This is a genomic window from Herbaspirillum camelliae (genome assembly GCF_001929405.1).
In the GTDB taxonomy this organism is placed as follows: domain Bacteria; phylum Pseudomonadota; class Gammaproteobacteria; order Burkholderiales; family Burkholderiaceae_D; genus Herbaspirillum; species Herbaspirillum seropedicae.
On the sequence record NZ_KV880769.1, the window covers coordinates 1563426 to 1589442 of the forward strand.

Here is a 26017-nt window from a genome sequence, read left to right on the forward strand (position 1 = left end):
CTGATCATGCAGACGCGTCATCCCACCCAACGCCAGGCGCTGCCGGTCCCGCCGCTGGACCTGGGGCTCTTGTTCCTGCGCCTGGCGGGCAGCTTCATGCTGTTCTACGTGCATGGCCTGCCCAAGCTGCTGCACTACGCACACGAACTGACGGTGATCGAAGATCCCTTCGGCCTCGGTCCGACCGTATCACTCTGGGCCGCCATCTTCGCCGAAGCGCTGTGCCCGCTCTTGATCGCCGCCGGCCTCTTCACCCGCCTGGCCTGCCTGCCCATCATCGGCGTGCTGCTGGTGGCCATGCTGGCCGTGCATCCCGACTGGAGCATTGCCGAAGGCCAATTCGGCTGGCTGCTGCTGGTGATCTTCACCGCCATCGCCCTGTGCGGTCCCGGCCAGTGGCGGCTGGGGCGCGGCGTGGCTCAGCCGTAGGCACTAAGTTCTCTCCACGCAGTCCCTAAGTTTTGCCGGGACGAAAACTTAGTTTTTCGTCACCGCCTTGCCTGACGCTGCGCAAGGCGGTGCGGCCCGCACGGCATCCCTCATCCCTCACCCAAGGAGCACATCCATGAGCACCATCACCACCCGCGACGGCACCGAGATCTACTACAAGGACTGGGGCAGCGGCCAACCGGTCGTCTTTGGCCATGGCTGGCCGCTGGACGGCGACATGTGGGAATACCAGATGAACTTCCTGGCCGAGCGCGGCTACCGCGTGATCGCCTATGACCGCCGTGGCTTCGGTCGTTCCACCCAGCCTTGGAGCGGTTACGACTACGACACCTTCGCCGATGACCTGGCCGAGCTGATGGAGCATCTGGACCTGCAGGGTGCGACCCTGGTGGGCTTCTCCATGGGCGGCGGCGACGTGGCCCGCTACATCGGCCGCCACGGCAGCAAGCGCGTGGCCAAGGCCGCGCTGCTGGGCGCGGTCACGCCCATCTTCGGCCAGGCTCCGGACTTCCCGCAGGGCGTGCCGGCCGAGGTCTTTGCCGGCATCAAGGAAGGCCTGCTCAAGGATCGCGCACAATTCATCAGCGACTTCGCCGCCGTCTTCTTCGGCACCAACCGTCCCGGCAAGGCCGACGCCGTCAGCCCTGGCGTCTTGGCGCAGACCTTCAACATCGCTATGCTGGCGTCGCTCAAGGGCACGCTGGATTGCGTGACCGCCTTCTCCGGAACCGACTTCCGTGAAGACATCAAGAAGTTCAACTTCCCGACCCTGGTGATCCATGGCGACGACGACCAGGTGGTCCCCTTCCAGACCACTGGCAAGCTGGTGGCCGAGATGGTGCCGGGTGCGCAACTGAAGATCTACAGCGGCGCGCCGCACGCCCTGTGCGCCACCCACAAGGACCAGGTCAGTGCCGACCTGCTGGCCTTCCTGAAGGGGTGATCATGAGCCTGGATGCTACCCAACGCCAGCAACTGGAAAAGCGCCGCATGGCGCCGCTGGCCACGCCCGGCGTGCTGTCCGAACAGGCCCGCCTGGAAGTCGGCGGGGCATTGACCTTGCTGCTGGCCGACATCTTCGCCCTCTACCTGAAGACGAAGAATTTCCACTGGCACATGTCCGGTCCGCATTTCCGCGACTACCATCTGCTGCTGGACGACCAGTCCCAGCAGATCATCGCCATCACCGATGCGGTGGCCGAACGGGTGCGCAAGATCGGCGGCACCACCTTGCGCTCCACCGGTCATATCGGCAAGCTGCAACGGCTGGCCGATAACGACGCCGACTTCGTCACCCCTTCCGACATGCTGGCCGAGCTGCGCGAAGACAATCTGCGTCTGGTCGGTTTCATGATGGCCACGCATGAGCTGTGCGACCAGCACGGCGACGTGGCCACCGCCAGCCTGCTGGAAAACTGGATCGACGAGGCCGAGCAGCGCGCCTGGTTCCTGTTCGAGTCGGGCCGCTCTTCGTTCTGAACGCAGGCCGGACTAACGAGATGGGCAGGCCCGCAAGGTCCTGCCCATTTTGTTATTCTGCGCATACTCCACACTTACTTTTCGTTAGAGAAAAACTAACAACCCCCGATGCAGGATTCTCCCTCCCGCTTCATGAAGCTCATCCCCCTGCAGCATGGCATGGCCCTGGTGCATGCCGCCCAGCCGCAGCCGCAGGCGCGCGTACCGGCGCCGGTGATCGAGATCCCCGGGGCCGATGCCTGGTCGGTCATCGTCCAGTTGCAGGATTTCCGCGAGCACAAGCTCTGGCGCGGCCAGCGCCTGGTGCATGCCGGTGCGCACCGGCGCGGCGAGGTCGCCGTGACCGACCTGCGCGAGCAATGGCGCTGCCAGCATCTGTCAGGCTACGAAAACGTCCGCCTGCTGGTGCCGCGCACCGCCATGGAAGAGCTGGGCGAGGAGATTGCCCGCCCGGTGGGTGAGTTGCGTGCGGTACAGGGCGAGTCCGACCCGGTGCTGTTCCATCTGGCCCAGGCCATGCTGCCGGCGGCCCGCACGGCTGGTGCTGCCGGTGTTGCCAGCGAGACGCTGTTTCTGGATTCCATGATGCTGGCCCTGACCACCCATCTCTGGCAGCGCTATGGCCAGCAGAGCGCGCGCCCGGCCAGCGCTGCGGGTCGCCTGGCCGGCTGGCAGGAAGCGCGGGTGCGCGACTTCATGCTCTCGCACCTGGCGCAGCGCCTGAGCCTGGCCGAGATCGCCGCCCAGAGCGGCCTCTCGCGCGCCCATTTCAGCCGCGCCTTCAAGCAGAGCTTCGGCCTGTCGCCGCATGCCTGGCTGCAACAGCAGCGTATCGCCCTGGCGTGCCGCCTGCTGCACGAGGGCGGCAAGAGCATGAGCACGATTGCCCTCGAATGCGGCTTCTCTGACCAGAGCCACTTCAGCCGGGTCTTCAAGCAGGTGCAGGGGATGGGGCCGGCGGCGTGGCTGCGCCGGCGAGGGTGAAATTGCCGAGCGCCGCCGTGATGTTATTGTTTATAATGATAAGCATTCTCATCAATGGCGATACGCCCCTTCTTTCTCCTTCTCGATGCCGGCCATGGAAGAGCTGCATGTGGATCCGCTTGAAACGCTCTATCGCGACCATCACGGATGGCTGCGCGCATGGTTGCGCCGCAAGCTGGGCTGTACCGAGCAGGCCGCCGATCTGGCGCATGACACCTTCCTGCGCCTGCTTTCCACCCGCGACGTGCTCTCCGCGCTCAAGGAACCGCGCGCCTACCTGGTCACCGCCGCCCGCCACCTGCTGATCGATCGCAGCCGCCGGCAACAGATCCGCCAGGCCTACCTGGACCAGCTGGAACGGCAGTTCGGAGCCTGCCCCGAACTCATGCATGCCCCCTCGGCCGAGACCATCCTGCAAGCCGTGCAGGCCATCGAGGCGCTGGGCCGGGCCCTGCAGGCGGTGCGCGCCGAGGCCGCCGAGGCCTTCATCCTGCATTACGTACAGGGGCGCAGGCAGGAGGAGCTGGCCCGCCATTTCAGCGTCTCGCTGCGCACCGTGCAGGGCTGGCTGGCGCAGGCGCTGGTCCAGTGCCACCGCCACCTGGCAGCGCCGGGCGCATAGCATGATGGACCAGACCGTGCCGCCTGCCGCCAGCAGCGAGGACCTCACCGCCGTGGCGGCCGATTGGATCGTGCGCCTGTCCGCCGGCGACGCGGCCCAGCAACAGCAAACCGCCGCCGCCTTCGCCCGCTGGCAAGGCCAGAGCCGCCAGCATGCCCAGGCCGCGCGCGAACTGCAGGGCGTGCTGGCGCATTGCGAGGGGCTCTTGCACAGCGCCCAGGGCGATCCCTCGCCGCTGCTGGCCGGCCTGGAAGCGGCCATGGCGCCGCCGCCGCGGCCCGGACGTGGCCGCCGCGCCGTGGCTGCGCTGGCGCTGGCCTGCTGCATCGGCCTGCCGCTGTGGCTGGGTTGGCAGGCCTATCCGGCCCGCTATCTGCTGGCCGACATGCGTACGGCCACCGGCCACTGGGATGCGCGCACCCTCGCCGACGGCTCGCGCCTGCTGCTCTCTGGCAGCAGCGCCGCCAATTTCCACTTCGATGCGCAGCGCCGTACCGTCGAGCTGGTGCAGGGCGAACTGCTGGTGGAGGTGGCGCGCGACCCGGTGCGGCCCTTCGTCATCCAGACCGCCGACGGCAGCATCCGGGCGCTGGGCACGCGCTTCCTGGTGCGGCGTGACCAGGCCGGTACGCTGGTGAGCATGCTGGAGTCGAAGGTGTCCATCCAGCCCGGCACCGATACCACGCAGGCCCCGCTGGTGCTGGAGGCAGGGCAGCGCGTGCGATTGCATGGCGGGACCGCCGGGCCGCTGGAACGCATCGATGCGGCGGCGCTGGAGCGCGCCTGGCGGCGGCATCAGCTGGTCAGCAACGCCCGTCCGCTCACCGAGGTGCTGGACGAACTCAATCGTCATCGGCCTGGCCGCATCCTCTACGACCAGGCGCAACTGGCGGGCCTGCACATGACCGTGGTGTTGCCCCTGGACGATACCCAGCGCGCCTTGCAATTGCTGGTCGATGGCGTACCCGGCCTGCGGGTGCGGCAGTTCACCCCCTATCTGACCTATATCGATCTCGCGCCCGCTTCCTGAGCCGGTGGTTTTTTTCATTGCCTTGCGGGTTTGCCGTTCTGGCGCGTCATGTCCTGTGAAGTCCATCCAACAGGGCCGCCGCTGGCCCTGTGCCATCGATCATCCAGGAACGGAGGAAGACCAGCATGAGCTTGTTCAGGCGTACCCGCATGTCCCCGCTATCGCGCCCGCGCGCATTGTCGCCACGATGGTGGCCGCTGGCCCCGGCCCTCATGGTCACGGCTGCGCTGCATGCGCAAGCTGTGCAGCAGCGTTTCGATATCCCGCCCGGACCGCTGGAGCAAGTGCTGGCCCGCTTTGCCCAGGCCGCCGATGTGCCGCTGGCCTTGCAGTCGGGCAAGCTGCAGGGGCAGTACTCGCCGGGCCTGGCGGGCAACTATAGTGTGGAAGCCGGCTTCGACGCGCTGCTGGCCGGCAGCGGCTATCGCATCGGCAAGACCGCCTCGGGCTATGTGCTGGTGCCGGCCAGCGAGGCGGGGGCGCCGCCCGCTGCCGCCGCCCCTGCGGCATCGGGCAGCCTGCCGGCCATCCAGATCAGCGCCAGCGCCGATCCTGGCGAACAGCGCTGGACTGCACGCGACAGCGCCAGCACCACCAAGACTGCCACGCCCCTGGTCGAAGTGCCGCAGTCGATCTCGGTGGTCACCGCCGAGCGCATCGCGGCGATAGGCGCGACCACCGCCCGCGATGCGCTGGGCTATACCCCGGGCGTGAACATCTCTCCCTATGGTTCGGATTCCCGTTATGACTGGATCAACCTGCGCGGCTTCGATGCCTACAGCCCTGGCTTCTACCTGGATGGCTTGCCGCTGCGCAATGCCAACAGCTTCGCGGTCTGGCGCACGGAGAACTACGGCATCGAGCAGCTTGCCGTGCTGCGCGGTCCGGCCTCGGTCCTGTATGGACAGGCCGGGCCGGGCGGGGTCGTCAACGTGGTGAGCAAGTTGCCCAGCGCCGATGCCCCGCGTGAATTGCAGGTGCAACTGGGATCGGACCGGCGGCGCCAGGTCGGCGCGGATATCGGCGGCGCCATCGACGCCGATGGCAGACTGCTCTACCGCGTCATCGGCGTGGTGCGCGATGCCGAACTGCCCGCCGGCGGGATGAAGAATGACCGCCTCTACCTGGCCCCTTCGCTGGTCTGGAAGATCAGCGCCGCGACCTCGCTGACCTTGCAGGCCGCGTTGCTGCGCGACCAGGGCGGCGTCTATACCCGCACCCGGCCACTGGTAGGCTCACTGGTGCCCACCGCCATTGGCACCACCATTCCCAGCGACCTGTACACGGGCAATCCCCACTTCGACCACTTCAGCCAGGACCAGGAACTGTTCGGCTATCGCCTGGCGCATCGTTTCGACGAGCGCTTCGCCTTCACCCAGAGCGCGCGGGTGGGGCATATGAGCACCGATTACCGGGCCGTGCAGACACCGCGTTTCGCCACCCTCAATGCCGCCAATCCGAATGACCCGGTGAACTTCCAGAACCTCACCCGCAATCTCTTCGGCAGTCGTGAATCGGCCACCATGTTCAGCATCGACAACCAGTTGCAGGCCGACTTCAGCACCGGTGCAGTCCGTCACACCGTGCTGGCGGGGGTGGATTACCAGCGCAGCCGTTTCGATGCGGTCAGCTTCAGCGGCGGCAGTGCGCCGCTGCTCAACATCGCCGCACCCAGCTATCCGAATGGACCCTTCGTGGTGCCTGCACCGTATAGCGATAACCGCGCCGTGCTCACGCAGACCGGGATCTACCTGCAAGACCAGATCAAATGGAACAATGGCTGGGAAGTGACCCTAGGCGGCCGCCATGACAGCGCCAGCAGTACCGTGGACAACCGCCTCGACGGCAGCCGCACCAGCAGCACCGATCGCAAGTTCACCCGGCGCGCAGCCGTGCTCTACCACGCTGCCAACGGCCTGGCGCCCTACCTGAGCTATACCGAATCCTTCAATCCCACGGCCACGGTCAATCCACTGACCAACCAGTCCTTCGGCCCCGAGACGGGCAAGCAGACCGAAGTCGGCCTGCGCTACCAGCCGCCCGGCACCAATGATCTGTACAGCGCCGCGCTGTTCGACCTGAAGCGCCAGAACTACATCAGCTACGACGCCAATTTCATGCCGACCCAGAAGGGCGAGATCGCCGTGCGCGGTCTGGAACTGGAAGCGGTGACCCAGCCCATGGCGGCGCTGCGCCTGACCGCCGCCTATAGCTACACGCCGCGCGCCGTGGTCACCGCCAGCAGCCGTCCAGCCGAGATCGGCAAGCAGGCCGCGGCTGTTCCGCTACATCAGTTCTCGGTGTGGGGGGATCATCGCCTGGGCAATGGCGTGCGGCTGGGGCTGGGCGCACGCTATGTTAGCGCCACCAGCGGCAATGGCGGCGGCACACCGGTCAAGGTGCCCGGCTATACCTTGCTGGACGGCTTGCTGGGCTATGACTTTGCCCGCTGGAGCCTGGCGCTGAACCTGCGCAACCTGACCGACAAGCGCTACCTGACCAACTGCGATACGACCGCGTCGATGTGCTACTCCGGCGACCAGCGCAGCGTCCTCGCTACGGCCAGCTATCGCTGGTGAAGTCGGCTTCGAGAGCCGCCACGCCTCAGTCCGGCGTGCGCGTGCGCAGGCTCTCGAAGTCTGCGGTGATGGTCGGCAGCGCCGCTGCGCCATCGTTGATATTGGCGCCCCAGCGATAGCCCGACTCCCATTTCGACAGATGCACCACCGAGCCGGCCTTGATCTCGATGACCTTGGTGATGTCCGAAGTGGACCAGGACTTGCTCGGGCCGCCACGGTCATCGTGGAAGCCCATGCCCAGCGTATGCGTGCCCGGCAGCAGGTGCAGCTGATAGCGGCCGCCCGAATAGAAACCGCTCTCCTTCATGCGGCGCAAGGTGTTGACCGATTTGCCATCGACCGAGTGGATCTGGATCAGGCCATCGGTCGTGACCACCCCGACCTCATTGATAGGCTGGATGTCGCCGGGATAACCGATGACCAGGTATTTGGAGTAGAGCACGCCCAATGTGGGTGGGGCGTCGGTGTAGTCGTAGCTGGCGCAACCGCCCAGCAGCAGGGTGGTGGTGGCGGCCAGGATCAGTGCGGCGGTCTTCAGGGAGGTCAGTGACTTCATCGGGAGCTTGCATTCTCTTGTTCAAGGATCAAATCCGCGTGGCTGCTGATGTTCTTATCTTTTCCACAGCGGTTTGCGGCGTAACTGTTGCTGTATGGCATTTTATCCGCAGATTTGATTCTTGTTCAATGGGAATGTAAGTTGCGATCAAGCGCGATGACACTCCGCCCGGCCATCTTTGCCGGGCAGGACCGGCGGGCCGGCGGAGTATGCTAGCGCTGCCGCGCCGAACTGATCTGCAGCCGCTCCGCCGCCCGCACCAGGTCGGCCAGCGTCTTGGTCTGCATCTTGTCCATCACGCGCCGCTTGTGGACCTTCACGGTGATTTCGCTGATGCCCAGTTCGGTGGCGATCTGCTTGTTGAGCAGGCCGCCGATGGCCAGCTCCAGCACTTCGCGTTCGCGCGGGGTCAGCGTCTCCAGCCGCGAGGTGCTGGCCGCGTGCTCGGTGCGGCTCTGCAATTGCCGCTCGGCGATCTGCAGCGCTTCCTCGACCGCGCCCAGCAGGCGCTCGTCCTGGATCGGCTTGGTCAGGAATTCATGCGCCCCGGCCTTCATCGCCTGCACCGTGGCGGGGATGGTTCCGTAACCGGAAATGAAGATCACCGGAATGGCGTCCCCCCGGCGCTCCAGCCGGCGCACCACCTCGAAGCCGTCGGAGCCGGGCATCTTCATGTCCAGCAACAGGCAGCAGGGCACGGCTGGCAGGCGGGCCTGCAGGAATTCATCGGCTGAGGCAAAGCCGTGGGCCGCGTAGCCGGCTGACGCCAGCAGGCGCAGCAAGGCGGTCCTGACCATGTTGTCGTCGTCGACGACAAATACTGTTCTGTCCATGGGAATGTCCGTCATGCGCTGTTGCGAAATCTGCGCAAGGCATGGCGTACCTGGGAGGGCGGCGAGACGCCCGGTGCCGTGCTTTGCAATGCAGCCTATGATCTGCATTCAGCCCGGCTTTGGATTGTACGAATGTGCTGTTTTTTGTAGAAAATGCGCCAGGCTCTGCCCTGGCCGGTCTTCGCCGCCCTGATCTTGCCTCCCTGACAATCCCGTCGCAACTTGTCTTATCCACAGGGATAATGGGCGGCCCCTCGTTGCGGTGCTATGGTGGCGGCCTCCCCTTAAGCGAGCCCTCCATGAATGCTGCCGCCCAACGCAACCGCCTCCAGTCGTCCGCACTGGCCTTCCTTGCCGCCTATGTCGATACGCTGGGCTTCATCGCCTTGTTCGGCCTGTTCACCGCCCATGTGACGGGCAACTTCATCCTCATCGGCGCAGCGCTGGCCGACAGTTCGCAGATGTCCATCCTGCTCAAGTTCCTGGCCTTTCCCGCGTTCATCCTGGGCGTGGCGGCAGCGCGCCTGTTCATCGCCGCCATCCAGCGCCGCCAGGGCCGGGCGCTGGGCTGGTCGCTGCTGCTGCAACTTGTATTGCTGCTGGGCTTCATGGTGTGCGGTGTCGCCGCTGCGCCTGTGCAATCGCCCACGGCGGGCTGGGTGATGGCCGCGGGCCTCTTGGGCACGGCGTCGATGGGCGTGCATAGCGCCATCAGCCGGCTCTTGCTGGCGCATCTTGCGCCGACTTCGCTGATGACGGGCAACGTCACCCAGGTGGTGATCGATGTGGTGGACATGCTGCGCGGCGCGGCCGATGCCGGCACCACCGAGCGCTGCGTCAAGTTCGTGTGGCCGGTGCTGTCCTTCGGCGTGGGGGCGATCGCGGCGGCCTTTGCCTATCATGCGATCGGCTTTGCCGGGCTGATGGCGCCGGTGCTGATCCTGGTTGCGTTGATCGTGGCGGAGTTTCGTCAGTCGCCGCCGTGATGATGAACAAGTCGCGGCTGGAAGCCTTCAGCGATGGCGTCATCGCCATTGCCATCACCATCATGGTGCTGGGCATACAGGTACCGCAGGGCGCGGCGCTGGCGGACCTGTGGCGGCTCATGCCGGCCTTGCTGAGCTATCTGCTCAGCTTCGTCTATGTGGGCATCTACTGGGTCAACCATCATCACCTGCTGCAGGCGGCTACGGGCGTGGATCGCCGGGTGCTATGGATCAATCTCCATCTGCTGTTCTGGCTGTCGCTGCTGCCGCTGGTCACGGGCTGGGTCGCCCATCATCATCGCGATAGCCTGCCGGTGGCCTGCTATGGCGTGGTGCTGCTGATGTGCTCGGTGTCTTTTCTGCTGCTCAAGCGGGCCTTGCGTCACAGCGAGGCCAGCCATCCGCAGCGCGCCTCGGTGATCGGGCAGGGGCGCAAGAATCTCTTCTCCATCCTGCTCTATGCGCTGGCCATTCCCTTGTCGCTGCCCAGTCCCCTGGGCGCGACCTTCATCTATGTGGCACTGGCCTTGTTGTGGTTCTTGCCGGATCACCGCTTCGAGCAGTTGCGCGATTAGGCACTCAAGCCTGCTCGCCCAGCTTGTCCCACAGCGCCGCGGCGTTGAAGTCGCGGATCACCGCATGCGCACCGGCGGCGCGCAGGCGCGCCTCATCCAGACCGCCCAGCATGCCGAAGGTCCAGATGCCGGCGCTGCTGGCGGCTTTCACGCCTGAGCTGGAATCCTCGAAAGCGACCGCTGCACCGGCCTCGCCGCCCAGCAATTGCAGGCCGGTCAGGTAGGGCAGCGGATCGGGCTTGGCGCGCGCCAGCTCGTCGCCGATCACCAGGGTATCGAACTGGTCGGCCAGGCCGGTGGCTTTCAACATCAGCTCGGCATTGGCGCGCGGCGCATTGGTCACCACCGCGCTGCGCCCGCCGATGCGGCGGATGTGCTCCAACAGGCGGTCGATGCCCGGGGTGGGTTCGACGCGCTGGTCCAGCTGGGAGCGGAACAGGCTTTCCTTTTCTTCGGCCAGGGGAAGGTACTGCTCGGCGGGCATGCCCGGAAACAGGTGGCCGAAGATCATGGCGTTGGACGCGCCCATGATGTGGGTCTTGTAGTACTCCACGTCGATGTGCCGGTCCCAGCGCGCCAGGATGGTGTTGAAGGCGGCGTGGTGCAGGGCGTCGCTGTCCATGAGCGTGCCGTCGAGGTCGAACAGGAAATGGGTGATGGGCATGGGAGGGTAGGGTGAGCGCAATGGATGCGATGGATGCAAAGAATGAGCGCCCATTCTATAAGACCCGGCGCGGATGTGCTGTGCGCTCTTTCCGCTACGCCGCGGCGATTTTTTCCATCTCTCCTACGTGGGCTGACGAACTGCGCCGATGGCGTCCTCACTAGCGCGCCCCTACAGTCTCACCGTGGCAATGCCCCCCGGCCCTGCGCTCGCCGCAGAGATCAATCCATCAAGAATCGCGAGGAGATTCATGACCACCTCAACCATCCATCCCCTTCCACCGGCCAGCGTCGAGGCCGTCAACAACAATGGCTCCGGCGTCTCCTGGGGCGCCATCCTGGCCGGCGCCTTCGCGGCGGCGGCGCTGTCCTTCATCCTGGTGATGCTGGGCTTCGGCCTGGGTTTTTCGTCGATCTCGCCGTGGTCCGGTGAAGGCGTCTCGGCCAAGACCATCGGTTATTCCACCGCTGGCTGGCTGCTCTTCACCCAGATCGCGGCGTCGGCCATCGGCGGTTTCCTGGCCGGTCGCTTGCGCGTGAAGTGGGCGGGCCTGCATACCCGTGAAGTCTATTTCCGCGACACCGCGCACGGCCTGCTGGCCTGGGCGGTAGCGTCTCTCGCCACTGCCGCCCTGCTGGGCTCGGCGGTAGGTAGCGTCATCTCGGGTGGCGTCAAGACCGTGGGCGCAGCCGGTGGCGTACTGGGCGCCGGTGCTGCTGCGACCGCGACAGCCATGGGCCCGGAAGGCGCGCAACAGGCTGGCAACCTGGCCGATCGCGCCTCGGGTTACTTCATCGATTCCATGTTCCGTACCGGTGCTGCGGGCAGCAGCAACAGCACCAACAGCACCAACAGCAGCGCTGCACCCGCCGCGCCGGTGACTCCGGCCGCCGGCGGCGATGCCGCCGCACCTGCTGCACCACTGGCCGCACCGACTCCGGCTGATGGCCGTGAGCTGAGCTCGGCCCAGCGTATGGAAGTGGCGCGCGTGTTCGCCTATTCGCTGGCCAACCAGCAACTGGCCGATGGCGACAAGCGCTACCTGGGCCAATTGGTGGCGCGTCACACAGGGCTGTCGCAAGCCGACGCCGAGAAGCGCGTGAGCGATACCTTCACCGCCTACCAGCGCAACCTGGAACAGGCCGCCACCAAGGCCAAGGAAGCCGCTGATGCTGCCCGCAAGGCCGCTGCCTATGCCTCGCTGTGGATGTTCCTGGCGCTGCTGTGCGGTGCTTTCATCGCCAGCCTGCTGGCCACCTACGGCGGCCGCCTGCGTGACCGCAACGAACTCTATGCCGAGCCGGTGCTGCGTCACGAAGTGCATGAGCACCGCGTCGGCGGACCCGAACACCAACTTTGATAGGAGACTGACATGGGCGCCATTCTGCTTTGGCTCTTGGGTATTCCGATTCCCATCATCCTGCTGCTGATCCTGCTGTTCTGAACGCAGTCATCAACGTAGTACACGCAATAACGCACAAGGGCGGCCAGTTGGCCGCCCTTGTGCTTTGGCTGGTGAGACCTGCCGCTTACACGCCGAAGATGCTACCGATCGTGGACGGGTTGTACTGCACGCCCTGCAGGGTCAGGTGGTAATACAGCCTGCCCGCGCCTGCGCCATCCAGGTCGATCTGCAACTGCGTGCTGCCGTTCAGATCGGAGGCCGTGACGAAGTTCTTCACGAAGTCCTGGTTCACGATCTGGTCAAAGACCTTCACCCGGTCCATGCCGATCGTGAAGTCGGTAACGGTTGCCCTCAGTGCACTCGTCTTGCCGAAGCTGCCCACGGTGATCCGGTCATCGCCTGCACCGGTTTGCACAAGGATGCCGCCGGGGGCCTCGGGATCGGCAGCCGCGCCCAGAACCAGCTCGTCGTTGCCGTTGCCGCCGACGATGGCGGTTCCCGCCTGCGCTGCCCAGTACCAGCCGAGCTTGAGGCCCTGCATGCTGGTGGTCTGGCCCAGGCGCGCACCGGCGGTAAGCACGGTCGCGCTGATGCTCAGGTCCTGGTAATAGCCGGGTGGCAGGATCCCGGCCGGGATACCGATGGAGAAGCTGCCCGCGCCTACATCCTCGAAGGCCACGACCTTGCCGCCCATCTGGATGGTGACCAGATAGCGGTCCGCCGCATCGCCCCCGCCGACCTTGCCGACGAACACCGGGCCTAAGTTGCCGTGCCCGGAGGCAAAGCTGGTGTCCGCATCGCTGATGACGGCATAGGAGGTGCCGGACTGGCCCAGCGACTGCGCCTCGGCAGCGGACTGCTTGTTGCCGCGCACCGCCAGGTCCGTCAAGGTCACCGGTGCGCCACCGGCTGTCACGTCCAGGCTCAGGTTGCTGCTGACGGCGTTGCCGCCGGTGTCGGTGTAGCGGATCTCCAGATCATGCTTGCCGGCCGACAGGCTCTGGAAGACGGTGACGTCCACTTCCTTCGGTCCTCCCCCGAGATCGCTGGCGGTCAATGTCTTGCTGCCCACCAGCCGGCCACCTTCATACAGCTCGATCATGTTCCCCACCACGTTGTGGGAACTGTCGAACCGGACGCGGAGTACGGGTCGGCTGCTGGTGTTGACCACACTCAACTGGTACAGCAAGCCGATGTTGGCCAGGCCGACATCACTGAGGCCGGTTTCCAGGTCGGGGCTGACCTTGTACTGGTCCACGCTGTTGCGCTTGAAGCCGCCCAGCATTTCCAGCGTCACGTTGTTGAGCCCGGCCGCGCCGGCAGGCTTCAGGCCCAGGCGCAGCCACGCCCCCAGCGTATCGAGGCTGCTGCCCTGCTGCAGCAGGCTGAAGGAGGTGGTACCGGTCCCCAGCTTGTCGAACATCTGGTAGCTCTTGAGGCTGCCGATGCTGGTGTTGCCGGCGCCGGAGACACCCTTGCCGCCCCATTCGGCGGAAATGCCGCGAATCGCCTGGAGCAGGCTGGCCGCAGTGAAACCGGCAGGCAGCGTCGGGATGGCCTCCTCACTCCTGGTCAGCACGGCCGGGAAGCTGAGCGGGGCCACGGAGGAGCCGAAGACGTTGGACATCTTGACGAGCCCATAGCCGAACTGTCCTTCCACCACGCTCACGGTCAGGCTGGCCGGTATCGTCCTGAGGGTCGACATTTCCACGCGGCCCTTGCTGGTATTGCCCGCCTGATCCACCAGCGCGATCTCGAACCGGTGTTCGTTGTTGAGGCCGCTGCTGAGATCCGGATTGGGCGGGAAGCTGTATTTGAGCCCCTCCAGGATGGCCTTGACCTGGCTGCCGGGCAGGCTCGCCCCGTCCTGACGGCTGATGCTCAGCTCACGGGTGGCGGCTGTGTAGCGGATCGCCAGCCCGTCCACCCCGCCGATGCTGCTGGTGATGTTGAAGTCGATGGTAGTGGGGAGCCGCTTGTCCGCATTCAGGACAATCTTTTCAGAGCCTGCGGGGCTGGTCCCCGCAGGCACAGGCAGTGTCAGCACCACCTTTGCGGTGTCGCCTGCCACGGGTGCGGTCACCTCGCCCTTGAAGAGATTGACCCCGTCGTTGGCCTGGTTCCTGGGAACGATGGTGTTCACCGTGTCCTGACGCCCGGCCTGGCTGGCATCCAGGTCGAGGTCGGGCGCGCGGGTATCCACGATCAGCGTGGCGCGCGAGGTGGAACCGACCGCATCGCCGGGGCCGAGCAGGGTGATGTCCACGCTGCGCTGCACATCGTTGCGGGTGGTGGTGACCATGCGCGAGCCTTCCAGGATCCGCTTGACTTCGTCACCCGTGAAGTTGGCGCCGGAGCTTTTGCCGATCTGGATCTCCCCCTCTTTAGGCGACCACCAGAACAGGCCATAGACGCCGGCGATGGAGCCGAAGTAGGCCGGCACACCGCCAGCACGGATCTCAACTCTTGCATCGGTACTGTAGATCATCTCATTGATGGGATGCACACCGGTGAAGTTGAGCTTGATGGTCAGCGGCGTCCCCGTCGGTGCCACCATGTCCCTGACGAAGGGGGTACCTTCGGTGAGGCCGTTGGTGCTGACGAACTGGCTGTTGAGATAGCGCGTGGAAGTGCGCTGTACGCCTGCCTGACTGGCGTTGAGGTCGACCTGCAGGCCATATCCCTCGGACTGGATGGTGACCCGCGCCGTGTCGTAACTGCGGCGTCCGCCCTGGTCGATGAGTCCCACTTCCAGGGTGCGCGGCTCGAACGTGGTGGCCAGGTCCAGTGAGTTGCGCAGCTTGATTGCGGCCAGGATTTTTTGCACTTCGGCCCCGGTCAAGGCGGCACCGGAGGTCTTGGACAGGGTCAGCGTGGTGATGTTGTTGCTGGTTTTGGTGGCCTCGTAGGTCACGCCGCTCACGCCGCCCACGGTCAGGTTGTCCACGCGTGCGTGACTGGCGTTCATGCGCACTTCGGTGCCGTCCAGCACCAGCAGGTCGTTTTCGCTGATGGGGCGGTCCCTGAAGAGGGACTTGTTGTTGTACACCAGCTCGATGGTGCGCATGGCGCCGCCGGCCGGTGCGGCCACCGCGCCCAGGAGGGACAAGCCGTTGAGCAGCTCCGTGCGGGTCGCCGAGAGCCGAACGTCGCTCTGTACGCCGGTCGTGCCGGCATCCAGGTCAAGGGCGGAGGGGGTGGTCGTGAACATGCTGACCTTGACCTGGGACGCCTCGCTGCGGTTTTCCGGACTGGACTGTTGTACTGCCTTGTAGGTCCAGGGCGTTTCGCGCCAGCCGTTGGCATTGACCAGGCTCACGCCGCCCAGCGTGCGCTGGTGCGAGCTCACGCCGCTGTTGCGCAACTGTTCCTCGGCGACCAGGCTGGCGCTGCGATCGACGGCCACCCAGCTCTTGACGCCTTCCGGCGTCAATGCCGGCTGCGTCGATGGCGCTTCGCGATACCACTCACTGCTGTCGCTGCGGCGCGAGATCACATAGCCGCCGCCCATGGCCGACCAGACGTACCAGTCGCTGTCGGCCGGGCCGGTGCGGTAGACCGGCTTGCTCATGTCAACCACCGGGGAGCTGCTTTCCGAGAAGGCCGCGCCGAAGAAGGGGGTGGCGCCGCGCATCTTGAAGATGGTCTCGCTCGAATGCACCAGCTGATAGACCGCATTGGCCGCGCCATCGGCGCCCGCCACGGTCTTCAGGCCCGACACGGTCAGCGTGCGTCCCACCTCCAGCTGGCCTTTGCCGCTGGCGTCGAGGACGGCACGGCCGACTTCGCTGCCGTCGTCGCGCGTGACGATGGCGGTCATGCCGGCGCGCCCGCTGACTTCCAGCACCATCTTCTGGCTGATGGGCAGGGTGGTACTGGCCGCATCGAGCAGCACGGCGCCGTCGGGCAGCCTGCCTATCGTGCCCAGCACCTCGAAGGTGGGCGCATCCAGCTTGGTCAGCAGGTTGAACTCCAGCACATTGCTCACGCTGACGTTGCCGGCGGCATCGGTCTGGCGCAACTGGATGCTCTTGGGGCCATCGACGCCGCCTTCATCCACGCCCTTGATCTTGATGCGGTCACCGCTACCGGTCTGCCAGTTCACCCCGCGATCCAGGCTGTACTCCCAGCCAATGCCGGCTTCCGGCGTGCCGATGAGCACGGTGCCATCGGTGGTGCTGCCCGCGCTGGCGGGTTTGAGCAGCGTCGGGACCAGCTTGACCGGGGCCGTGTTATCCACCGTGAAGTTCAGCCCGGTGCTCGGATCGCTGGCGTTGCCGGCACTGTCGATCTGGCGTACCTGCAGATTGCGCGTCCTGCCGTTGTCGGCGAAGCTGACGGTGTTGCCGATGATGCCCGTCGTGGACCAGGTCGCGCCGCCGTCCAGGGTGTATTCCCACTGGGTGTCGGCAGCCAGGCCCGTGACGATGACCTTGCCATTGGTGGTGAAGCCGTCGGTGCTCGACGTACCCGTGTCGTCTTCCAGCTTCACGACCAGATTGGCCGGGGGCGCCACCGTATCGATGGTGACGCGGTGGCCAACCTTGAGGGAATCGACGCCGGTGCTGGAATTGCGCGCTTGCAGCTGCAGCGCGACCTCCACGCCGTTGGCGCCGTCCGCACCCAGGCGCGTCCAGTTCTCGGTGCTCAGCGTGTAGCTCCAGACCCACTTGCCGCCGGTCTCGCGTGGGGTGATGCCGTTCTTCATCACCGTGCCATCCGGGTAGAACAGTGTGAGCACATCGTTCTCTCCAGCGCTGCCGGTCAAGGTCACTCCGGCTGCGCGTTCGGCCTTGTTGATCACATCATCGCCCGCGACCCTGTCCCAGGTCGGCACGCCTGTCACGCTCAGCAGCAGGGTGCGCAGCTGGCTCCAGGTGTTGAGGCTGCTGCCGTTGTCGGGCCGCAGCGCGAGCTGGGCGCGGATCTGATCGACCATGGCCGCGTCGCTGACCGGCATGCCGATGAGGGCAAAGTCGGCGGGCTGCAATGGCGAGGTGTTCACACCCTGTTCGGCCAGCGCCAGCTTGTGCACCACGCTGACCAGTTGCTGCAGTGCTTGCGGCGTGTCGATGGCGGCGGCGCTGCGGCTGTCCACCAGCGAGCTGAGCAATTGGACGGCATTGCGCGTCGCCTCTGGGGCCGCGCTATCGAGCGCCTTGAGCAGGCTCAGGTCCACGCCGATGCGCTCGAAGTCCTCCTGCTTGGCCAGGACGGCGGTGGCGGTATTGTCAGCCGTGCCGTCGGCCTGCAGCAGCAGCTGGCGATAGCTATCGGCCATGGCCTGCAGGTCATTGAGCTTGGCGACCGCATTGCCCGTGACGGCAGCGGTGGCCAGGGCGGCGTTGACGGCTGTGCGATGGCCGTTGCTGTCGCTCACACCGGTGATGGCCAGGGCCTGGTAATCGGCCAGGGTCGGGGCTGCGCCGCCGTTGGTCTCGGCATAGGCGATCACCTTTGCATAGGCGGCGCGCACGCTGGCGGCCAGGGGCTGCAATTCTGCCAGCGTGTCGAAGTCGGCCACGGGCTTGCTCTGCAGCACGGCGACAAGGGCGCTGCGCTCGTCATTACCCAGGCCGCTGATGCCGAAGTGAGCAAAGTCGGCGCTGGCCGGTGCATTGACCACAGGCTGCGCGCGCGACTGTCCCGAGAGTCCGACCAGCCTGCCCGCCGCAGCGCCGAGCGCCGCGATCTGGCCGGGCGTGGAGACGGCGGCAGCACTGAGGCTGTCCACCAGCGAATTGAGCAGCGAGAGGATGGCCACATCCTTGTCGCCGCCGCTGGGGGCGGTCACGCCGGTAATGGTCACGCCGATGTGGCGGTATTGCTCGGCCGTCAGGGCGACGGTGGTATCGCTGGCGCGGCCATTGGCGCTGTCGAGGATGGCGTTGTAAGCCTGTACCACGGTCTTGATCCCGCTCGGCGTATCCGCCATGCCCGGGCCGATGCCGCTGGCGTGCAGGGCGGCGTTGACGGCCTCCACCCGGTCGGCGCTGAGCAGCGCAGTGCGCAGGCCGCTGGCGTCGGCTTCCGGGCGCACCAGGCCGATGGCGCGATAGTCCTCGGCGGTCGGCGCAAGGGCGTCCGGGAAGCGGGTTTCATCGGCATAGCGCAGGATCTTCTCCTGCGCCGCACCGGCGCGGGTGACCAGGCCCTGCAAGCCGCTCAGGCTGCCGACTTCACTGCCGTCGCTACGGCTGGCGGCAATGGCGGCCAGGATCGCGGGCAGGTGATGGCCAGCATTGCCGGCAGCGTCGGCGTAGGGCGTTACGGTCACGCCCAGTTCCTGCAATTGCGCCGCGCTGATGCTGGCCGAGGCCACACCGGTAGCGGCGCTGCTGCGCAGGCCGATGATCACGTCCAGCAGATGGCTCAGCTTGGCCGGCAGCGCCAGTGCCGTGTCGGTGTGGTCGCGTCCCAGGTCGGTGAAGCTGCGGGCGGTGAGGCCATCGATCAGCAAGCTCAGGTCTGCCGCCGTGGCGCGGGTCACGTCGGCTGGGGCCAGGCCGAGGTTGACCAGGTCTTCCAGCGTTGGCCGCGTCGCCGATTGAGGGGCATGCCCGGCGGTGCTGTCCACCACGCGCTTGGCTGACGTGATGATGGTCTGCAGCAGCGCCGGCGTATTGGCCCGACTCGTATCGATGGCGGTCGATTGCAGGGCCTCGTTGAAGAGCTTGAGGTATTCCGCATTGCTGCCAGCGCCATTGACCGGCAGGGCCAGGCCGATGGCCTCCAGGTCAGCGGCCGTAGTGAGCGCGCCAGTGTTGTCCTGCGCCAGCCTGACGATGTGTTCGCGCGCATTGCTGGCGCCCGTGACCAGGCTTTGCAGCGCAGACAGCGAAGTCAGGCTGGTGCCTGGCGTTTTTTGCAGCTTCTGGATCACGAAGCTGAGGTTGTCGGTGGTGACGCCGGTCAGGCCCAGATATTGCAGGTCATCGACGGTGAGGCCACTGCTGGACGGTGCTTTGAGCGCAAGTGATCTCAAGGACCGCTTGACCACTGGCGGCGCAGTGATGGGAGCGGCTGTCGGCGCGTCGAGGGCAACGATGGGGGAGACCGGCGTAGCGGAGCTGCTGCCTGCGCTGATCACCTGCTCCACCAGCAGCACCATGCGATTGAGGCCGGCGATGGTATTGATGCGGCTGGCGTCAGGCTGGCCGTGGATGCTGCTGTTGAGCAGCAGCAGGGCCGCTTCGATATTGCCGGTGGGCAGCTGGATGCCGATGTTCTGGAAGTCCGCCAGGACCGGCGCCACGGTGCCGCCGCTGTTCACCCAGGCCAGCACTGTGGCGTAGCTGGTCGCGATGGCGGCGAGCTTCTCCACGCTGTTGACGCCGGCTGCATCGTGGGTGGCGGCATTGTCCTCCGAACGCGGTGCGCGGGTGACCGGATCGACCGCGTTGCCCTTGAATTGCACGGCGTTGAGGAAGGCGCGGTAGCTGGTCTCCGTGTTGATCGCGGTCAGGCCCAGCGCTTGCAAGCGCTCCAGGCTGAGCGTGCTGGCCTGTTGGGCCGAGAGCGGGTCGGCCGTGCTTTCGCGCGCCAGGCGGATCAGGTCGCCAGCGGTGGCGGCCAGGCTTTCCAGGCGCTCCGGCGTGCTCACGCCAAGCTTGTTCTGCGCTCCGACCACGCTGTTGAAGAGGGCCAGCTTGTCGGCGTCGATCTCGCGGCTGCCGGGGCTACGGTAGAGGTTCGTCAGGTCCACCCCGATGGTGCTGTAGTGGCTGGCCTGCAGCGCCGCCGCGGAGCTATCGCCGCTGGTCCCGTCGGCAGCGGCCAGGATGGTGTTGTAGGCCTGCACCACGTTCCTCAGTTTGCTGCGCGAATTGACATCGGCGCCATTGAGCTTGGCCACGGCCGCGTTGATGCTGGCCAGGTTGTTGGCATCGATGCTCACCGAGCCGCTGCCGGCGGTAATGCCGGTGGCGGTGTAGTCGGCCAGGCCAGGCGCGGTGTTGGTGATGCTGTTGGTGGCGTAGGCGATGATCACGTTCAGGGCCTGGTTGCCGCCTTCGAGCAGGGCTTGCAGTTCGTCCACCGTATCGATCTGGCTGGCGGACTTGCTGCGCAGGGTCTGGACCAGGGCTTCCAGGTTTTCGCCGTCGCCACTGGTGACCAGATCGCGCACGCCCAGCAGCGCAGCGGCCTCGGCCCACGTCTGCCGGCCTGCGGCGTCCAGCGTGTTCACGCCCCGGCCATCGATGAACAGCGCCACGGCAGCGCCCAGGGCTTCGAGCTTGCCGAGGCTGTCCACCTGGTCGCGGCTCTTGCGATGCAGGACATCGTTGAGCAGGCTCAGGTGTTCGGTGATCTTGTCGCTCGGTCCGGCCGGATCGGTCAGGCCCCATATGGTCAGGCCCAGGTTGCTGTAGTCGCTCAGCAGCGGATCGCTGGACGGCGTGGCGTCGGCCGCCAGATCGAGATTGGCCGCCGGCGCACCACCGGTGGCCGGCACTTCGTTGGCCTCGGAGAGGATGCGGGTGAAGCTGTCGATGATGGCTTGCAGCAGCGCGGGCGTGGCGATCTGCTCCTTGCCGATGCGTGCGCCGGCCAGCACCGAATTGAGCGCATTCTGGCCCACTGCATCAGCGCCGCTGACGCCCATGCCGGTGTAGTCGGCCAGGGTCGGCGCGGGCTGGGTGGCGTCGTCGGCATAGGCGTGCAGGTGCGCCTGTGCGATCCGGGCGCCCGTGGCCAGGGTCTGCAGTTCGGTCAGGGTATCGACGGCGCTGCCGTTATCCGGGCTGGCCTGCAGCACGCTGAGCACGGCCGGCATGCTGTCGGCCTGTAATCCAGTCACTCCCAGCTTGGCCAGGGTGGTTTGCAAGGCCGGTGCGCGGGCGGCGGCCTGGGCCGGCAGGTCGCTGAGGTTGCCGGCGGCGATATGCATCACGGTATCGCTGGCGCCAATGAGGTCCTGCAGTTCGCCCACGGTATCGATATCGGTGCGCTGCTTGCCGCCTGCGGCCAGCACCGAGTTGAGCAGCGACAGGCTGGCCGCAGACTGCGGCGGGGTAGCACCGATGGCCGTGAAGTCGTCCATCGCCGGCGCGGGGTTGGCAGCGCCGCCAGCGCCGCTATTGCCGAGCTGGCCGAAGATCTTGCGATAGGCCGTGGCGATGGCCTGCACTTGTGCCGGCAGGAGGACGTTGGCGCTGCTGATGGCGACTGTCTGCAGCACCGAGTTGATGCTGGCCGCCATGGCTGCGTCGTCCACGGCGCTCACGCCCAGGTTCTGGTAGTCCGCCAGCGACGGGTCGGTGGCGGTGGCGTCATTGTCGGCGTACTTGCCGATACGCTCGGCGCTGGCCAGCGCATTGGCGGCACGGGTCGCGAGTGCGGAGATCGTGGCGACCTCGCTGCCATCGTCGGCGGTGGCGGCGATGGATGGCAGCACGATGCGCAATTGCTCGGTGCTCAGGTTCCTGCCCACATGCAGGCGCGCCCATTCCTCGGCGCTGACCGTGTCTGCCTGTCCGGCGGCAATGCGGATGATGCGGCTGGCGATGTCGGCCAGGCTGTTGAGTTCGGTCACCGTATCCACTTCGCTGCTGGTGCTGCGGTCCACGGCCTGCGCCAGCAGCTTGACGGCGTTGCTGCGCGCGGCGGCATCGGCGGCGCTGGGGAACCTGTTCTGCAGGCTCGTCACGCCCACCTGCGTGAAGTCCGCTGCCGTGGGCAGGGTGGCCGCCGTGCCGTTGGCGGCGCCATCGGCGGCGTTCAGGATCACGGTGTAGGACTTCACCAGGAGGGCGAGCTTGCCCCAGCTCTCGACGGCGGCCACGCCTACGCTGCGCACGGCATCGTTGATGGCCGCCAGTCGTTCAGCGGTGACCTCGGCGCCGGCGGCGGCCAGATCCGGATGGGCATAGTGGGCCAGCGCCGGAGTCAGCACCGTGGGGTCGGTGGCGTCGATGGGCGTGATGCCCTGGGCGTAGTTCATCACCACCTGCAGCGTACCGAGCTCGAGTGCCACGATGGCGCGGATCTCGTCCAGCGTGTCCACCACCCCGACCACCTTGCTGCTGGCAACCAGCGTCGCCGGCACTGCGCGCAGCGCAGCGGCAAACCGGTCCACGCTACTGGCGGTGATGCCCTGCACGCCCAGGGCGCTGAAATCGTCCGGCCTGAGCGCCACGCCCAGGTCGATGCCAGCGGCGTGCTGCGTCACGCGCTGGGCGGCATTGGCGATGGTCTCGATCAGCGCAAGGGTGGCCACTTCATGCGCCGGCTTGCCGTCGATCACCTGGCTCAGCACGCGCGCGGCTGCCGCGCTCAGCGCCGTGACCACGCCGAGGGTGGCGTAGGTGGCGGCCTCGGGCAGGGCGGCATCGGCGGTGTTGCCAGGCGCGCCGTCGGCCAGGGCCGCCACGCGCGCCGCGGCCTGCACGATGGCGCGCACGGCGGGGATGGTATTGCTGCGGGCCCCAGGCAAGAGTTTCAAGGCGGCATTGGCCAGGGTCAGCGTGGCCGGATCATCGCTGCCGGAGATGCCCATGTGTCCGAAGTCGGCGGCGGTCATCGGCGGGTTGCTGTCGTTGTCACCGTAGACCCTGGCTTTGGCCAGGGCCAGGTCGGCGGCCTGGATGGCGCTGTTGACCAGCGCCGTCAGGCTGGGTGCGTCGCTGACCTTGTCCGGGTCGCCCGTGGCGGCCACCGCGTGCAGCACGGCGGGCAGGTAGGCGGCATCGACGCTCTGGCCGATCAGGTCCGACAGGCGCGTGCTGCCATCGCTCTTGGTCAGCGCGATGCGGGCCTGTTCCAGGGCCTGGTCGCGTTGGCCTTGCGCGGCCTGCAGCGCGGTGCGCGCACTGGCCAGGGCAGCCTGCTTTGCCGCCGTGTCGCCCGCCGCGGCCAGGTCGAAGGCCTGCTGCGCCGCGACGGCGGCGGCCTTGGCCTCGATCACGGCCTTTTCGCGCTTGGCCAGCATCACGGTCTGCTCGATCACGCGGGTGCTGTCGGCGATGAAGGTCTGGATGCCGTCGGTGTAGTTGCCGGCCAGGTCGATCTGGCGCACTTCCAGGCGCGCCTTGCCGTTGTTGGTGGAGGAGGCGCCGATGAGCTGCAGCGTGTCGCCCCTTTGCCACTGATACCAGGTGCCGGGTTCCATGGCGACTTCCGCCCCGCCGGCGCGGAACAGCTTGAGCGTGCCGTTGCTGCTGCCGCTGCCGGCCCTCAGGCGCAGGTGTACCTCGGCCCCAGCCTCGAAGGCGGTCAGCGGGTTGAGCGTCACCTGGCTCTGGGTGGAGATGCCATCGCTGTTGCTGATGCCGTCATCGCGGCTCTCGGCCATGCCCAATTGCAGCGCCGCCGGTGCGGTCTTGTCCAGCCTGAACTGCAGCGGCGTGTCCAGTTCGCGTGCGTCACCGTAGCCGTTGGCGGGCGGCGCGCCGGTCAGCTGTACGCGCGCCTTGAGCCACACCGGACCATCGGTGTTGACCAGGTTGCGCGCCAGATAGCTGACCTGTCCGTTGCTCTCGTTACGCTGCATCGTCAGGTCGGCCGGGGTGATCCAGCCGCCGTAGATCGGCTTGCCGTCCGTCCCCGTGGACGTGGCCACGGCGAACTGCAGCCGTTCTGCGCTCCTGATCTCGCGGTTGAGCACCACCTGCACGGCGGCGTCGCTGGTGAGCAGGTCGGTATTGCCCAGCGGCGAGGTGCGCAGCGGATCGCTGCCTTCGCCGCCGGTGTAGAAGGTGTCATTGACCAGCATGATCCTATTGCTGGCGAAATCGGTCAGGCCGGGTGGGGTATTGAGGTCGATGCGCACATCGGTGCTGGTCTGCCAGACGGTCGTGTTGCTACGGTTGTTGTCGCCATCCATCACGGCCACCTGCGCTGTCACCGGTTGTTCGCGCGTCATCTGCTTGAGCAGTTCGAGCGCCGCGCCGTCGGGGCGCAGCACGGCAATGCCGCTACCATCGGCCACGCTGGCCGGCAGCTTCACACGCACTTCCTGGCCCTGCGCATCATGGCCGGTGAAGGTCACTTCCACCTTGGACTGCGGCGGCGCTTGCACGGCCAGGCCGTCGTTGCCGAAGTCTTCGCGGTTCAGGATCACCGTGCTGCTCTTTGCCGGCGGCTGCCATGTCGGTGCGCCCGGCGTGGTGTTCTTGATGAGGATGGCGGGGTCGGGGATGCCGACATGGTTGTTCAGCAGGTAATCGTTGATGCTGCCGCCGTTGGGCAGCTTTTGCAGGTCGTCGTAGAGCGTACGGGCGCGCTCGCGCTCGCCTGCACTGAGGGTGGAATCGTTGGCGCGCGCCTTGAGCCCTTCGCCGAACAGATCCGACTGGGTGCGGTCGTCGCTCCACTTGATCCGGTTCAGCGAGGCGTCGCTGAACTGCAGGCTGTCGGCCAGTTTCTTGATGGCGCTATCGTGGTTGCCGTAGCGCACCGGATCGGTGGGCGTCAGGTTGGAGATGGACTTGAGGGCGATGCCGTAGTTGCGCGCCGTCACGCTGGTGCTGCGGGCGAACTCGGGGTTGATCACCGCCGCGCCCTGGGCGTCGATGGTGGTGACCGCGACCACGTCGCCGGCGATGATATTGACCTTGAAGAGATTGCTGATGGCGGTATTGGCGCCGCTCACCATGGCCGCACCGACCTTGGCGGCGGCCAGGCTGGTCTGTCCGGTCGTCACGCCGGCCATCAGCGCCGCCAGTTCGGTCAGCGCCGTGACGTTGATGATCTGGTTGCTGCCATCGGCCAGCGCCGCTGCTCGCAGCACCGTGTTGCCCAGGTCGGTCACGCGCAGGGTGGCTTCATCGGCATAGTTGTCGGCCACCCCGGGGGTGTTGTCGCGCACGGCCAGCAGGATCAGGCCCTTGTAGCCGGGCCGCTCCAGCACCATCGAGTAACGGCCATTGACCACCGGCGTGGCCTTGCCGATCACGCGCCCTTCGGCGTCATAGGCGGTGATGGTGGCGTTGTTGAGTGGACCCAGCACCGCAGCGCCGGAAATGGCAGCGGCGCTGGCCGGCGCACTCTGGGCCGCAGCGGCGCCGCCTCCACCTCCACCTCCACCCCCGCCGGCGGCGGCCAGCAGGCCCAGGCCGCCGGCAATCGCCGGCCAGGAGATGCCGCCTGCGTTGCTGCTGCCGCCGCTGTTGGCTGCGGCCTCCGGGATATCCTGCGCGGCCAGCGCGGAAGAACTGCCCGCGCCGCTGGCATTGACAGTCTGGACCGTTCGCGCAGCCGTTGCACCGCCATCGCTGCCCAGCGCCTCGGCGGGCCCGGGCTCGCTGTGGTCGGGCCGGGCAGCGCCCTCATCGTGATTGTCCTTGTCGCTTTCCTGGTCCTGGTCGTTCTTGGCGGACTTGGGCTTGCTCACGCGCTTGATGCCATAGCGCTTGGTTTCGGAGACGGTGAAGGTCCCGGCGGTCTCGGGCGGGACCTCGATGTGGTTCAGCTTCTCGAACACATCGCCTATGGCGACGTCGCCGTCGGCAAATTCCAGGACCAGCTGCGGCGTGTTCGCCGCCGCCACCGCGCCGCGGCTGATGATGATCTTGTGGCCATTTTCCATCACCAGTGCGAGGTCGAGGTCGATGGCGCGCACGTCCTTGATGTCGCGCTTGTGGATGGTGCGCAGCAGGCTGCTGGCTTCGGTCAGGTTCAATACGGTAATGCTCATGGGGGGGCCTTATCGTTGAAGGCATGCCTGATCGCGTTCTCCGGCATGCATATTGGTCACGACTACGCCACCGCAGGACGACAGCCGCCACGACGCCGCCCGCTAGGGCAGGCATGGTGGTCTTTGCGGTTGAGACAGGACCGTCCGGAGCAGGGAGCTGTTCGCGGATCAGTGTGGCGAAGCCTGTCCCGGTGGAGGGAGATGAGGCGGTTTCTGCA

The 26017-nt window shown here is 66.5% G+C and carries 14 protein-coding genes; 10 read left to right on the forward strand and 4 right to left on the reverse strand.

Features of this window, described 5'->3' with window-relative positions; translation table 11 throughout:
• Window positions 1-6 precede the first annotated feature (6 nt).
• The 7 genes from BGK68_RS07015 (at window position 7) to BGK68_RS07045 (ending at window position 7144) form a co-directional block, all read left to right on the forward strand.
• Window positions 7-429, forward strand: a complete 423-nt coding sequence (locus BGK68_RS07015) for a DoxX family protein (protein ID WP_069375217.1) — start codon at window positions 7-9, stop codon at window positions 427-429.
• Window positions 430-565: 136 nt separating this feature from the next.
• Window positions 566-1393, forward strand: a complete 828-nt coding sequence (locus BGK68_RS07020; RefSeq protein ID WP_075256486.1) for an alpha/beta fold hydrolase — start codon at window positions 566-568, stop codon at window positions 1391-1393.
• 2 nt (window positions 1394-1395) lie between these two features.
• Window positions 1396-1929 carry a Dps family protein gene (locus tag BGK68_RS07025; RefSeq protein WP_075256487.1) on the forward strand — a complete coding sequence of 178 codons (534 nt, stop codon included), beginning with the start codon at window positions 1396-1398 and terminating at the stop codon, window positions 1927-1929.
• A gap of 132 nt (window positions 1930-2061) precedes the next feature.
• The gene (locus tag BGK68_RS07030; protein ID WP_075259707.1) at window positions 2062-2913 is read left to right on the forward strand and encodes an AraC family transcriptional regulator; all 852 of its coding nucleotides are present in this window, start codon (window positions 2062-2064) and stop codon (window positions 2911-2913) included.
• Between the two features lie 94 nt (window positions 2914-3007).
• Entirely contained in the window at window positions 3008-3535 is a 528-nt protein-coding gene (locus BGK68_RS07035) for a sigma-70 family RNA polymerase sigma factor (RefSeq protein ID WP_083657921.1), read from the forward strand.
• A 1-nt stretch (window position 3536) separates the two neighbouring features.
• A complete protein-coding gene (locus tag BGK68_RS07040) occupies window positions 3537-4565 on the forward strand; it encodes a FecR family protein (protein WP_075256489.1) in 1029 nt (342 codons plus the stop codon).
• Window positions 4566-4690: 125 nt separating this feature from the next.
• Entirely contained in the window at window positions 4691-7144 is a 2454-nt protein-coding gene (locus BGK68_RS07045) for a TonB-dependent siderophore receptor (protein ID WP_075256490.1), read from the forward strand.
• Between the two features lie 25 nt (window positions 7145-7169).
• Here BGK68_RS07045 and BGK68_RS07050 read toward each other — a convergent pair whose 3' ends face one another.
• A complete protein-coding gene (locus BGK68_RS07050; protein ID WP_075256491.1) occupies window positions 7170-7700 on the reverse strand; it encodes a hypothetical protein in 531 nt (176 codons plus the stop codon).
• Between the two features lie 212 nt (window positions 7701-7912).
• Window positions 7913-8533 (reverse strand): response regulator transcription factor, encoded by a 621-nt coding sequence (locus BGK68_RS07055; RefSeq protein WP_075256492.1) that lies wholly within the window; start codon window positions 8531-8533, stop codon window positions 7913-7915.
• Between the two features lie 299 nt (window positions 8534-8832).
• Here BGK68_RS07055 and BGK68_RS07060 point away from each other — a divergent pair, with 299 nt between their 5' ends.
• Window positions 8833-9519 carry a YoaK family protein gene (locus BGK68_RS07060; RefSeq protein ID WP_075256493.1) on the forward strand — a complete coding sequence of 229 codons (687 nt, stop codon included), beginning with the start codon at window positions 8833-8835 and terminating at the stop codon, window positions 9517-9519.
• Window positions 9520-9521: 2 nt separating this feature from the next.
• Window positions 9522-10094, forward strand: coding sequence for a TMEM175 family protein (locus tag BGK68_RS07065; protein WP_075256494.1), 573 nt, complete (start codon window positions 9522-9524; stop codon window positions 10092-10094).
• A 4-nt stretch (window positions 10095-10098) separates the two neighbouring features.
• Here BGK68_RS07065 and BGK68_RS07070 read toward each other — a convergent pair whose 3' ends face one another.
• On the reverse strand, window positions 10099-10758 hold the full coding sequence (locus tag BGK68_RS07070) for an HAD family hydrolase (protein WP_075256495.1): 660 nt from the start codon (window positions 10756-10758) through the stop codon (window positions 10099-10101).
• A 250-nt stretch (window positions 10759-11008) separates the two neighbouring features.
• On the opposite strand from BGK68_RS07070, the gene BGK68_RS07075 reads away from it, so the two are divergent.
• Window positions 11009-12118, forward strand: coding sequence for a hypothetical protein (locus BGK68_RS07075; protein WP_075256496.1), 1110 nt, complete (start codon window positions 11009-11011; stop codon window positions 12116-12118).
• A 169-nt stretch (window positions 12119-12287) separates the two neighbouring features.
• Here the strand turns inward: BGK68_RS07075 and BGK68_RS07080 are convergent, their stop codons facing one another.
• Window positions 12288-25799, reverse strand: a complete 13512-nt coding sequence (locus tag BGK68_RS07080; RefSeq protein WP_075256497.1) for a hypothetical protein — start codon at window positions 25797-25799, stop codon at window positions 12288-12290.
• Window positions 25800-26017 lie beyond the last annotated feature (218 nt).